The organism is uncultured Kriegella sp. (assembly GCF_963975415.1).
Classification (GTDB): domain Bacteria; phylum Bacteroidota; class Bacteroidia; order Flavobacteriales; family Flavobacteriaceae; genus Kriegella.
Genome location: NZ_CAXBGN010000006.1, coordinates 60,625 through 73,442 on the forward strand (window position 1 = coordinate 60,625; position 12,818 = coordinate 73,442).

The following is a 12,818-nucleotide window of genomic DNA, read 5'->3' on the forward strand; positions in this document are numbered from 1 at the left end:
CCTTTTTGTTAAGAGGTAGCGGTCTGTAACTGCTGGTTGAGTATTTCCTGTATTTCTGGTTTGCAACTTCCGCAGCCGAGACCAGCTCCGGTTTCTGAACAAAGCTTGGCAAACTCTCCGCATCCATTGCGAATGGTATCGATGATATTGCCCTCACCCACTTGACTGCATGAGCAGACCAGTTTTCCTTTCATGGGTACCGAACTAGCGTTACCGCGTAAAAGTTCATTTCGCTTTTCCGAGAGTTCGATTTCTTCCTCGATAAGTCTTTTGAATTCGGCAAATTCATTCTTATCTCCCATCAATATAGCACCAAGAAGTGTATCGTCTTTTACGATACACTTTTTATAATATCGTTTACTGACATCCATAAAAATGATTTCTTCATAGCTGGTATCGTTAACCGGAGCGTTTACCATGCCTAGACTGCAGAGGTCAAGGTTTTCAAATTTTAGGATATTCATAAGAACCGAACCGTTATAGATACTTCCGAAATCACCCATAATATATTTTGCTGCGATATCGGCCTGTTGTTCGGCGGCAGAGGTTATTCCGAAAAGACCATTTTTGAACTCTGCGATTTCACCAAGTGCAAAAATATTGGGTTCACTACTTTGTAAATATTCATTGACCTGAACCCCTCTGCCTGTTTTTAGGTTGGCTTGTTTTGCAAGTTCAATGTTTGGACGTGTACCAATGGCAAAAACGATGGCATTACATTTAATGGTTCTACCTGTTTTTAAGGTAACGGTCAAGGAGTTTTTTATGCCTTTTTCTTCAAACACGGTGCTAACCTCATTGTCGAAATAGGTTTTTATGCCTCTTTCGGCTACGTCTTCGGCCAATAATCTACTGGCTATGCTATCTAATTGTCGCTCCATTAGGCGAGGAGCCCGTTGAATAATACTAATGTTGACATTCTTCCTTTTGAGTGCGGCCGCCAGCTCAAGCCCTAATAGCCCCCCTCCGACAACAACCACGTGCTGTTCTGATTCAGGAAGTCCGGTTTCTTGCAAGTATGTACGAAGTTTGTCGGCATCGCCACGTTCACGCATAGTGAAGCGTCCTGGCATTTTTATTTGCACATCACTGGGTACAAAGGCTCGGCTTCCTGTTGCCATGATCAATATATCGTAAGAGTGTTCTATATTGAGGTCATCGATAATCGTTTTGGTTTTTGCCTCGACTTTAGCTACTCCTACGCCTGCATGAAGATGTACTTTGAGTTTTTCAAGTTCTCCTTTTTTGAGTTTTTCAAGGGCTTTCCAAGAAAGCTCTTCGCTGATGTATTCGGGTAATAGCACGCGATTATAGAAGGGGTCGTCTTCTCTTGAAAATACATGCAGTTCATCAATTTCATTTTTCTCCCGATACGTTTGTATAAACCGATAAGCGGCGGCACCGGCACCGATTATCAAAATTTTCTGCTTTGGTTTTATGTATTTCTCGACAGCAACAGCGCAATACTTAAAGTCGGGTTCTTTTGAAACGGGGTCTACAAGGTCGTTGGTGATGTTATTGGCTCTTCCAAAATCATTGTTGAGTAGTTTTCCCCAGTGCATTGGCAAGAAGACCACACCCTCACGAATGTCAAAATTCACCTTGACCTTGACCTGTACTTGGCCCCTTCTACTCTTTACGACGGCAATATCGCCATTTTTGAGTTTACGAAGATAGGCATCTACTTTGTTCATTTCGAGGTACGGTTCTGGAATATGGGTCAGCAATCGTTTTACTTTTCCCGTTTTAGTTCGCGTGTGCCATTGGTCACGTACCCTGCCCGTATTCAGTATTAAGGGATATTCGTTAGTAGTCGTTTCAGAACTATTATATATTTTTTGAGGAGCATTGAAGTGTGATTTGCCGTCGTTTGTAAAAAAGCGGCCGTCGGTAAACAATCTAGGTGTTCCTTTATGGGAGGGGTGTGGTACGGGCCACTGAAAACTGCCCTCGTTTTTCAATCGCTCGTACGATAAACCGGAAATATCGATTTCCGTGCCCTTTGTCAACAGACAATGTTCGTCGTATACCTCGGATGCATTTTGATAATCAAAACCTGAATAGCCCATTTTTTGTGCGAACCGCCATAAAATTTCGGCGTCGGGCATAGCTTCTCCGGGAGCGTCAATAGCTTTGGGGAGGTAACTAATGCGACGTTCCGAATTGGTCATTGTACCTTCTTTTTCCAACCAGGCTGCAGCCGGTAAAAGTAAATCGGCAAATTTCGTGGTTTCCGAATTATGGGAAATGTCTTGAACTACCACGAAATTAGCGTTTTTCAGGGCTCTTTCTACTTTATGCACGTTAGGCATGCTTACGGCAGGGTTGGTACAGATAATCCAAACCGCTTTCATTTTTCCACTTTCGAGGGCATCGAACATCTCGGTAGCAGTATACCCTGGCTCTGATTGTATTTCTTTTCCACCCCAGAACTGGCTTACTTCTTGGCGATGCTTCGGATTGCTCAATTCTCGGTGTGCCGCTAAGAGGTTCGCCATGCCGCCTACCTCCCGGCCTCCCATGGCATTAGGTTGCCCGGTAAGGGAGAAGGGGCCTGCGCCGGGCTTTCCTATTTGTCCAGTAAGTAATGAAAGGTTCATCAGGGCCACATTCTTGGAAACTCCAATGACACTTTGATTGAGCCCCATCGTCCACATACTGATAAAAGCCTTGGCATTGCCGATATACTGGGCCGCTTTGCGAATATCCTCTACATCGATTCCGCAAAGATCGGCAGCTTTCCGCAGTGAGAGCTGAAAAGCACTTTCTTTGCATGCTTCGAAATTTACCGTATGCTTTTTAATAAAGCTTTTGTCTATTTTTTTCTTCTCGATCAACCAGCGTGCAATGGCATTGAATAAAATCACATCGGTGCCCGGTAATATCTGTAAATGTAAATCGGCCGATGCGCAGGTCTGTGTTTTTCGTGGGTCTACCACAATAATTTTTACGTTCGGGTTTTCTTCTTTGTGTTTTTCAATTCTTCTAAAAAGTATCGGGTGGCACCATGCAGGATTAGCTCCCGCAATCAAAAAGCAATCGGAAAGTTCTATGTCATCATATGAGATGGGTACCGAATCTTCTCCCACCAATTTTTTATACCCTACAACCGCAGAACTCATACAGAGCCTAGAGTTGGTATCAATATTATTAGTGCCTATAAAGCCTTTCGTTAGCTTATTTACTAAATAATACTCTTCAGTGAGACATTGTCCGGAAACGTAAAAACCGACACTGTCGGGCCCGTGTTTTTCTATGATACTCTTAAAGACAGAAACAGCTCTATCAAATGCCGTATCCCAGCTAATGCGTTCCATCGGATGGTTTCTGCTCCACCGCATTTCGGGGTAAAGAATTCGATCGCTTATATCTTGGGCTACGTAGTTTAGGTTTTTTCCTTTCGAACAAAGCATTCCTTTATTTACTGGATAATCAGGGTCGCCTTCAACACTAATATTTCCTTTGGCATCTTGGTCTACCAAGATGCCACAGCCGACACCACAGTAGGAGCAGATGGTCTTATGTACGTTTTTTTTTAGCATGAGGTTCTATATTCAAGAGTCTACCAACGATTCGATATACAAAAATACGTAATTAAGTATAAATACGTAGTTTTTAATCGGTAATTGTGAGGGTAGAATATTATTAATATGACAATTTTGGGGTTTGAGAAAATGGCTGTTGCTAAACTAGAAGGTGGGTAATACCGCCTAAATTCAGGGCACTAAAGTAAGAACCGATCAGACGGTCTGAGGACTGCAAGAACTTTTGAAAAATAAAACATTTTCTGTTTTTTAGAAGAAAGTGGGCGACTATCAAGTGTCTGCCGAGCTCGAAATTTGAGATTTTTACGGAAACTTGTCAGCAAAAAAACCGCTCTACTGAACGGTCAAATTATTAATTTTTATGAGTTGATGTATCGATTAGATACCCTTGAGCGATTTTTTGATTTACACAAACCTTATACCATGTCTTCCACATATTTCCGCCACTTTTTCAAAATTTGGTGGCCCTGGGGGTAAATCGCTTAATTCGGCGAACATATATTCGATGCCTGCTGGAAATGCACTGGTTATCATTTTTGCTTTCTCCGTTCCAACTACTTTCCATGAGTGAGCGATGTTTTTAGGTGCAAATGCTATATCTCCTTCTTCGAGAACGATTGTTTGAGAGCCTATTAAAATTTCAACTTGCCCCTTGATTACCCGAAATATTTCATCTTCTTTGGTATGGATATGCGGCGGGATTCCCACACCGGGTTCAACATCGTCTACCCATTCTACTATCTGGTTGCCTGTATCGCTCCCAACCAGCTTATGTGTTTGAATATCTCCGATAACATTGTAGACCTTTCCTTCACTATTTTCTACGATTTTGGGGTTTGCTTGTGTGGTTTCATTGGAAATTGCTTGGTTGGCGCAAGAAACTGTAGGAATAATTGTCAGGCCTATCCCAAGGCTGGTAGTTTTGATGAATGTTTTTCTGTCCATAATATAACTTTTAGGCAAGTTACTATCTGAATGGCTATCCATTTATGTGAAAACCACGGTAAAAACATTGATTTTCAGAACTATTAACTCTTTCTAATAGCTGAAGGAGTATTTCCTGTATGGCTTTTGATGAAGTAATTGAAATAATCGGGAGAGGAAAAACCAAGCTCAAAACTGATTTCCTTGATGGCTTTGCCAGAAAACTTTAATGCATGTCTAGACCGCATGAGCAGTTGTTCGGTTATAATGTCTTTGGCACTTACGTGAAGTGTTTCCTTAACACATTCATTGAGATATTTCGATGAAATATTTAAAAGCTGGGAATAATCGTTTACTTGATGCAATTCCGATAAGTTTTTGTCGACCAACTTTTTAAATTTGTAAACGATATTCGATTTATTGCTGTTCGATGTGATGATTGATTTTACGTTACACTGTCCGTCACAATACACGAAAAATGTATTTAAAAGGGAAAGTATGGCATCATGTCTATTATTGAGCGAAGATGCAATGAGCTCGTCTAACATTTCAAGGATAGATTGCGTTCTTTTTGCAATACCAGGACTTAAATTTATCTTAGGAATCTGGCCAGAATTAAAAAGCCGTACTTCATTGATGTGCAACTTGCTTAAAATGGGTTCATTTAAAATTTCTTTGGATAGATACATAATGTACCCTGAGCTGAAACTGGTGTCTTTACTGAAAATCTTCCATTCATTTTTAGGGTCTAGAAAAAAATCGCATTGGAAACATTCTTATAGGTAATTCTATCTATTTCTATACCTTTTATCTCATCTTGGATCCAACAGACCGTATAAAAACTCCCTTTGGGTTTGGCCGTATTTTTTTTGACGATTCTAGATATGTTTACTGGGTCGGTTTTCATTTTACACGAATTCCAGAATATATGAAGCGTTGCAAGAATAAACTAGTATGCTCCATATTTCTTTGGATTCTTTACCATAATCTTAAAGATATAGATTCGTTCTGAAACCGCCATAAAGAGTTTTCGGAAAATGATCGAGAATATAAAAAAACCGATGCGAGAATATTTAAGATAATAGAATAATTTACATTTCAAGATACCTATAAAATAGGTGCAAACCCTTTATTTTTTCAATAAATGGTCGACCGCAAACCTATTGTTGGTGCTGTTTTGTATGAGGTAGGCGAAAAGAGCTAGATGTACGAATTGAGGTGTGAGTGCACTCCAATTTTCAATTAAAGTGGTGCCAAAAATGAGTATAATCATTAAGGTCGATGCCACAATAGCTGATATTCTGGTGAACAGCCCCGCGATAAGTAATATGCCCAAGACAAACTCTGTAATAGGCAAAACATAGCTGAAGGGCAATACAAGCATTTCGGGAAGCATTGCTTTTTCGAATGATTTGAGCATCCAATCACTAAATAGCTGCAGTTTGGGAAGACGGACCAATCCGTGGCCGAACATGCTTACCCCGACTCCCGTTCTTAATATTAGATAAGTAATTTGTGTATTCATAGATAGTTTTATTTGAAAATTTAATGAGACAATTTTTTCTACGGTCCGATTATAACAATTTAAATCAAAGCACCATTTGCACCAATCACTTGACCGGAAACCCATTTAGAATCATTGCTTGCTAAAAATATAACAACTTTTGCTATGTCTTCCGGTTTTGCAAGTCGATTAAAGGCATTCATCGCTTTTAATCTATCAATAAATTCTTGAGATTTGCCATTCAAGAACATTTCAGTTTCGGTCGCCCCAGGGGCAATAGCATTTACTGAAATTCCCCTGCCAATTTCTTTCGAAAACACCCGGGTCATTTGCTCAACGGCTGCCTTAGATGCTGAATAAAGAGCGTAATTGGGAAACATTAATTTAACGGTACTTGATGATAGATTAACTATATTTCCATTGTCGGCCAGTTTACTATGTGCTTCCTGTAGTGTGTTGAAAACACCCCTAACATTGATTTCAAACTGCCGTGTGAAATCTTCTTGAGAATTGTCCTTTAACAACTTGGTGACAAGTATGCCAGCATTGTTGATTAGAACATCTATTTTTCCATAGCGTTCTATGGTGCTATCGAACAAGTGAGTGACTTCCTCCCTTTTGCTTACATCAGCCTTAATAGCGTAGGCAGTTCCTCCATTATTAATAATAGTGTCAATAGTGGCTTTTGCTTCAATTTTACTTTTTGAATAGTTTACAATTACTTTAGCGCCATTTTTAGCTAATTGAATGGCAATTTCTTTTCCAATGCCTTTTGATGAGCCTGTTACTATTACTGCTTTATCTTGTAAAGTCATATCGTCTTTTATTTAGTGGATTAGTTAATTTTTTTAATCGGTTAATCGATAGAAATGTTAATACCAAGGCCATTGGTAAAAGATTTATTTTAGGTTCTGGTCTACTGAAGAACTATACGTTCTACACTCAATCGTTCTTCAAATAAATTGATTAATCCGACATTTTTAAATGGTGTTTCGACACTTTTATTGGAGAAGTTCATAAAAGATGCTGTTTTGTATCCCGCAATTTTTAACTGTTTTTACGTTGACTGCGGCCGCACCAATAATGCTGACCGTTATATCGTCTTCCTGCCGTAGATACAATGGTTACTGCGGCATTGTTGTAAACCATAAAGGCAATAGCTCACTTCTGTTTTCAAGTGCTTCTCCTATGTCGATTTTGTGATAAAATCCCATCTTTTGTTTTTTGAAATTGTCATACTAAACAGGGCATTGTTAAACATACTATATGGTATGTTTTTGGATTAAAAAATTATGTTCTGATTTGATTTAAATATAAAGAAAGGCCAGATATGTATTCATCAAGAATGAAATCATTATCATATAATTTACGAATTCCACGAATACCTTCAAAAGCACTTATAAGGTAAATGGCCACCGCTTTGCTGGAAATATTTTTGGCAATCGTATTTTCGACTTTTCCCCTATCTATCAGATATATCAATGCTGACTTCCACTCTTCAATTATTCTTTTCAATGCTATTTGATAGGCCACTTCATAATCGGATATTTCATTTATCAAATTATTCATAGGGCAGCCGTGTTTTTTTTCATATACTGAAAATGATTTCAAACGGTCTATAAAAGTTGCTTCAAGTATGGCCAAGGCATCGCCTGAATTATATAAAGGCGCCATCATTCCTTCATACAATCTTTGTTGCAATTTTAAACTAATTACGGCAATACCTAGTTCTTTTTTATTCTTGTAATGATGATAGAATGCACCTTTTGTGAGCTTGGTAGTTTTCATTATTTTATCAACACTTGTCGTTTTAAAACCATTTTCGTAGAATAGTTTAAATGACTCGTTGAGAATCAACTGCTTGGTAAGTTCAGACTTTAGTTTCTGTTCCATGCAACAAAGGTATTAAAAAACATACTATGTAGTATGTTTTTTGGTGTAGTTCCTGCTATTAAATTAGTAAGCCGTAGTATAAACTGGAAATACATGGGGTATTATTTGAATAGGGAGTTTACTTTTTCTACCATTCAGTAAGTGTACGTTTTTTTCACTAGTTGCTAGAATTGCCCAGTTTATTACATTCTTCTTGGAATAGAAGGTATATCAAAGAAACATTCGTGACTAAGTCTCGCTCGTTTAATGGTTTTTAAAGACCAATAGCGAATATGTAAGGTATTTTTTAACTAGACCAGTCCCGATGCTTGGGCTTTTTTAGAAAGATCCATTAAATTTTTGACTTCCATTTTACGCATTAGATTAAATCGGTGTGTTTCAATGGTGCGTTTACTTTTTTGTAGCTTTTCGGAAATCTGTTTGTTCGTTAGTCCTGAGAGAACCAATTGCAATATTTGCAGTTCTTTACTGGTCAGGTCAAAAGGAGTTTCTGTATTCTTGTCTTCGGGAACCTTCTCTACCTGTACTTTCTTCGAGTGCAATAAGTTGTTGACCAAAACATTTGATATGTCACCACTAAAATATTTACCACCTTGGCGCACGGTATGTATGGCCTTTAGAAATTCTGTTTTTCCGGTATCCTTTAATAAATAGCCACTAGCGCCGGCACTTACCGATTTTAAAATGTACTCTTCCGAATCGTGCATCGAAAGAATAATACATTTGGTGGCAGGCGACTTTGTCTTTAACTCGGTAACGGCATCGATGCCGTTCATTACGGGCATTCGAATATCTATAATAAGCAAATCGGGATTTTTATCCAAAACCATGGAGATGGCCTCTTCGCCGTTGGATACTTCACCAACAACTTTTAAATCTCCTTCTTCTTCGAGCAGGGCTCGAATACCATCACGGACTAGCGAGTGGTCATCAGCTAATACGATACTTGTTACGTTGCTCAAAATAATTATTTCTTAGTTGGCAAATATATAAAAAACTACGTATTCGTACGGTGCAGTCTGATAATGTCCCATTTTAATTGTTCTACGGGTCAATCGTGTATGCGTTACTTTAGGTTTTCCTTTTCATTGGTTCTTTAGGAATGAAAAAAAGCTACCACAACCAAAAAAAATGATGGTCATGATAGCTCTCACGAAGCAATCGTTTTTGAAATTACTTCTTTGAAGTGTTTAAAAATTTTGGTTTGATGACCAGCATGGCCCATGCCCAATTTTGCGAACTTGCGGCAGCATCTTCCGATACGCCTTTCAGGAGATTCATTCCGTCATTTGCAAATAACTGGGAGTAACCAATCTTGAGGGCATAGCCATTAAAAGCTTGTGAAAATACGAGGTCTAATTCGGTGCCCAATGATTTGCTTCCATCTGATAATTCTTGTTCAGCACTGAAATTCAATACATTAACCAAGATACTTGACTTTTCGCCCAATTTGAAATTAGCATTTATATGTACATCGAATAGGCCCACGGAATTGGCATGATTACCTACATAGAAATAATCCATAAGACCATTGAATTTATGATTGGTGCCATATAATGGAAAAAAGGCTTCCGTTTTACTGGCAGTGTCCGCTTTGTTTCCACTGATCAATTCTGTTCCGATGCCCAGACCTATTTTGTCAGATAATTTGTAACTAAAGTCAAGGCCTAGGAGATGGGCACTGCCAACATCGACATTATTTTGCCGTTCCCCGGTTTGTAAGTATGCGTTCAGGGCTATTCCGAAATTATCTTTTTTGTAGTCCCAATGGGTGCCGAATGTTTGTAGGTTGCTTGTTCCATCCCCAAGGATGCCGTTGGTCTGAAAATTCTGAAAGCCATTGTTAAGTAACAATAAACTTCCTGAAAGACCAGCCCATGTTTGTTTCAGGTAGAGATATTGCATGGTTTTATACGAGAAAAAACCAGTAGTTGCATAAGTTGTTCCTTCCGATTGAAACCCTGCAGGATTATTGAAATCTTGATTAAATGCCAAGCCTAGATCTGCCTGAAATTTTGTATTCTTATATTTCAAAAGTAAGGCATCATGATTCCGCGCTTGTTGCGTCCAGTCTACACCCCCGAAAATACGTTGATCGTCGTAAACCAATTGTTGCCTACCAATTTTGGTCGAAAAGTTGCTGCCAAGATTGATATTGGCCCAAGCTTGAAAAATTGCAAATGAATTATTGCTGTCCTCGGGCTTTAATTGCCTGTTCTCACCCCAGACCATAACGTCTTGCAGGCTTACATAAAAAGAATAGGTATCTGCAGCATATCCTGCATTGAGTCTTAATCTGGTTGAAAGGGCGTAGCCGGCATCGGTACTGTCGGCAATTAGAGATCCGAAGCCATGACGGTATTCGGTTCGAGGGCGAAATTCGCCGTCTAAGGTGAATTGGGCCGAGGCAAATTGAATTGTCGCGAACAGCAGGGGTACGAGGGTTTTTATTTTCATAGGTTTGTTTTAAAGTGATGTCAACACTTGCAAGTGCCGCCTGGTTTTATTTATTTTAAGCTTATGTTAAAAAAGGGGCACCGTATTTTATGCCCCTTTTTTTATTATAAAACTCATTTATTTTTTAGATGTTCTTGATTAAAGCAATGCCCCGGAGGAAGCATCTTTTTGGTTTCAAGGGCCCAAGATTATTTATCTCCTCCACTTAAGACAAGATCACCTTTGATTTCTTCGAGTGCGGTTTTCTCATCCGCTGTGGCAAACTTAATGGCCAAGGAAAGTAATGCGGCCCCTACGATAAATCCACCGATGACGAAGTAGCCACTTGATACTGCGGTTGCTGCCGCGGTTGTTTGAGCTGCCTTAACAGCCTCTTCGCCTAAGGTGCTATTTGCGGCAATAGCCGCACTTTCGGCAACCGCCGATTTCGATTTCAACAACATTGCGGCCAAAAATGCGCCAACGTTACCGCCAGCACCTACAATTCCCGAAATTGAGCCAATGGCTTTACGGTTGATAAAAGGAACAACCGAGAAAGTTGCCCCTTCGGCCATCTGAACACTAAGGCTAAAGGCGATTAAAAAAATCATACCGACTACCAAACTTGTGGTTGTCGAAAATATGGAAAGTATTATGCCCTCGGTAGCAAGAATTAGGGCTAAGAAAAGTACCCGCCCGCGGAGTCCCCGAAGTTTTCCAAACATATCGCCGAAATATCCGCCTAGGGTTCTGGCAAAAAGATTCATTAAAGCAAAAGATAATACGAGATTTCCGGCCGTTGAACGATCTAGGCCGAAGCGGTTTTGCAAATAATCGTCCATGGTGCCATATACTGTAAGTTCTATTCCGAAACAGGCGGCATAAACCAAGAATAAAATCCACACCCTGTAATCTTTTAGGGTACTTGCAAAGGAAACCTCATCCTTTTTCAGTTGGGGCATTTTTCCCGCTTCTTTTAATTCTTTAAAATTTCCTTCGGGAGTATCTTGTGTAAAGAAATAATATACGACACCCATGGTAAAACAAATAATTCCGGCAATAACCATGGAGTAGCGCCATGCAATTTCATCGGCAACCCCAAAACTAACTACGGCTGCGGCAATCAATGGCATACCCAGTCTATTTGCACCTCCACCTAAGTTGCCCCAACCGGCAGATGTGGCATTGGCCGTGCCCACTATATTCGGAGCAAACATAATCGAAGTATGAAATTGCGTAATCACAAATGAGGCCCCAATAAAACCTATGAATAATCTACATATCAAGAATTGAAGCGGTGTCTGTACGAAGCCCAGGAGAATAACCGGAATGGCGCCGATTACTAATAAATAGGTATAGCATAATCGAGGGCCGTACTTATCACATAGCTTACCGATAAGTAAACGGGCGAAAACAGTTCCTGAAACGGCTAGAATAACAGAATTCCACTTTTGTGTAGGTGTAAGCCCTAGATCTTTGACTACGTCGGGCATAAAGGGAACGATTCCAAACCATGCGAAAAAGCACACGAAAAACGCAATGGAGGTTATCCAAAAAGTGCGCATGGGCATACTTTTAAAGTTCAAGAGCTCTAATTTTGTTGCTTTGGTGGCGATTGCTTTTTTCATAACTACGTAAATTTAATGGGTTATCGAAATAATTTGCAAGACAAAAATACGTATAACTAAGTATATGTACGTATTTTATTGTTTTAATTTTGATGATTTTATACTCTTTTTGCTGGACTTGTAAAAAGTGTTGGAATAAATTGGGATATTGAAAAAAAGGGAAGGTTGAAATTATGATATTATAGAAATGCAGTAATGCAGGTACGTATTTTTTATAGATAATGAGGCGGATAAGGACTGAAAATGTCACTTAATAGGGAGGCCAATACGTAAATTATTCGGCGATAAATCTATAGTGGGGGCAGGAGCCTTAATTGGGGGCTCAAAGGATGGTGCGCCAAGTTGGTTATTGCATTTGAAATGTCAATCTAAAGGCTATGGGGAACTTCATTTAGTCTGCCGACAACTCTTTATTAGTGTTATTGGCGATCATTAACACCTCGTCTATTAAATCTTTAGGAACGTTTAATTCCCGAAGTGTATCAATTAAATATCCAGTAACAAGATTAAAATGATTTTCAGTCAGCTTTAAAAGTTTGAAGGCATATTTTTTGTTCTTGATTTTTTTTTCTGGAACTCCGAATACATGTGACACAAAGGCTTTTTGTTTTTTACGTTGGGTTTCTATATTCGAATCTGCGAACAAATGTTCCATGCTGTTGTCGGTTATTACCTTTCTGTAAAAGATTTTGGCAGCTGCGTTGACAATATCGGTGCCCCCAATTCTCTCGAATAAGTCGTTAGTTTCGCTCATGTTCCTATTTTTAAATTTTCAGTTTCTCGTGTAGGCAGAAGCCCTCGGTAAGGAGTATAAATTTAAATATAATAGGGTACTACTACGTAATCAAAGGGCTTTAAAGGTTCTTTTTGGATGCATTTTTACGTAGC

At 39.3% G+C, this 12,818-nt stretch carries 11 protein-coding genes; all 11 read right to left on the minus strand.

Features of this window, described 5'->3' with window-relative positions:
- Positions 1–8 precede the first annotated feature (8 nt).
- The gene (locus AACZ88_RS14335) at positions 9–3,542 is read right to left on the minus strand and encodes a molybdopterin-dependent oxidoreductase (RefSeq protein WP_339711579.1); all 3,534 of its coding nucleotides are present in this window, start codon (positions 3,540–3,542) and stop codon (positions 9–11) included.
- Positions 3,543–3,950: 408 nt separating this feature from the next.
- The gene (locus AACZ88_RS14340) at positions 3,951–4,490 is read right to left on the minus strand and encodes a cupin domain-containing protein (RefSeq protein ID WP_339711580.1); all 540 of its coding nucleotides are present in this window, start codon (positions 4,488–4,490) and stop codon (positions 3,951–3,953) included.
- Between the two features lie 83 nt (positions 4,491–4,573).
- A complete protein-coding gene (locus AACZ88_RS14345; protein WP_339711582.1) occupies positions 4,574–5,158 on the minus strand; it encodes an AraC family transcriptional regulator in 585 nt (194 codons plus the stop codon).
- 59 nt (positions 5,159–5,217) lie between these two features.
- Positions 5,218–5,376 (minus strand): hypothetical protein, encoded by a 159-nt coding sequence (locus tag AACZ88_RS14350; protein ID WP_339711583.1) that lies wholly within the window; start codon positions 5,374–5,376, stop codon positions 5,218–5,220.
- Between the two features lie 222 nt (positions 5,377–5,598).
- On the minus strand, positions 5,599–5,994 hold the full coding sequence (locus AACZ88_RS14355) for a DoxX family protein (protein ID WP_339711585.1): 396 nt from the start codon (positions 5,992–5,994) through the stop codon (positions 5,599–5,601).
- A 59-nt stretch (positions 5,995–6,053) separates the two neighbouring features.
- On the minus strand, positions 6,054–6,788 hold the full coding sequence (locus tag AACZ88_RS14360) for an SDR family oxidoreductase (RefSeq protein ID WP_339711586.1): 735 nt from the start codon (positions 6,786–6,788) through the stop codon (positions 6,054–6,056).
- Between the two features lie 475 nt (positions 6,789–7,263).
- Positions 7,264–7,866, minus strand: a complete 603-nt coding sequence (locus AACZ88_RS14365) for a TetR/AcrR family transcriptional regulator (protein ID WP_339711588.1) — start codon at positions 7,864–7,866, stop codon at positions 7,264–7,266.
- Between the two features lie 290 nt (positions 7,867–8,156).
- Entirely contained in the window at positions 8,157–8,828 is a 672-nt protein-coding gene (locus tag AACZ88_RS14370; protein ID WP_339711590.1) for a response regulator transcription factor, read from the minus strand.
- Between the two features lie 211 nt (positions 8,829–9,039).
- Positions 9,040–10,323 carry an alginate export family protein gene (locus AACZ88_RS14375; protein ID WP_339711591.1) on the minus strand — a complete coding sequence of 428 codons (1,284 nt, stop codon included), beginning with the start codon at positions 10,321–10,323 and terminating at the stop codon, positions 9,040–9,042.
- A 188-nt stretch (positions 10,324–10,511) separates the two neighbouring features.
- Complete coding sequence (locus tag AACZ88_RS14380) at positions 10,512–11,930, minus strand: MFS transporter (RefSeq protein ID WP_339711592.1); 1,419 nt, start codon at positions 11,928–11,930, stop codon at positions 10,512–10,514.
- 391 nt (positions 11,931–12,321) lie between these two features.
- A complete protein-coding gene (locus tag AACZ88_RS14385) occupies positions 12,322–12,684 on the minus strand; it encodes a group 1 truncated hemoglobin (RefSeq protein WP_339711593.1) in 363 nt (120 codons plus the stop codon).
- Between the last annotated feature and the right edge of the window lie 134 nt (positions 12,685–12,818).

What these genes read in the sequence shown, in the direction of transcription:
- AACZ88_RS14335 (WP_339711579.1), bottom strand. Translation starts at nt 3,542, where the DNA reads ATGCTAAAAAAAAACGTACATAAGACCATCTGCTCCTACTGTGGTGTC.
- AACZ88_RS14340 (WP_339711580.1), bottom strand. Translation starts at nt 4,490, where the DNA reads ATGGACAGAAAAACATTCATCAAAACTACCAGCCTTGGGATAGGCCTG.
- AACZ88_RS14345 (WP_339711582.1), bottom strand. Translation starts at nt 5,158, where the DNA reads ATGTATCTATCCAAAGAAATTTTAAATGAACCCATTTTAAGCAAGTTG.
- AACZ88_RS14350 (WP_339711583.1), bottom strand. Translation starts at nt 5,376, where the DNA reads ATGAAAACCGACCCAGTAAACATATCTAGAATCGTCAAAAAAAATACG.
- AACZ88_RS14355 (WP_339711585.1), bottom strand. Translation starts at nt 5,994, where the DNA reads ATGAATACACAAATTACTTATCTAATATTAAGAACGGGAGTCGGGGTA.
- AACZ88_RS14360 (WP_339711586.1), bottom strand. Translation starts at nt 6,788, where the DNA reads ATGACTTTACAAGATAAAGCAGTAATAGTAACAGGCTCATCAAAAGGC.
- AACZ88_RS14365 (WP_339711588.1), bottom strand. Translation starts at nt 7,866, where the DNA reads ATGGAACAGAAACTAAAGTCTGAACTTACCAAGCAGTTGATTCTCAAC.
- AACZ88_RS14375 (WP_339711591.1), bottom strand. Translation starts at nt 10,323, where the DNA reads ATGAAAATAAAAACCCTCGTACCCCTGCTGTTCGCGACAATTCAATTT.
- AACZ88_RS14380 (WP_339711592.1), bottom strand. Translation starts at nt 11,930, where the DNA reads ATGAAAAAAGCAATCGCCACCAAAGCAACAAAATTAGAGCTCTTGAAC.
- AACZ88_RS14385 (WP_339711593.1), bottom strand. Translation starts at nt 12,684, where the DNA reads ATGAGCGAAACTAACGACTTATTCGAGAGAATTGGGGGCACCGATATT.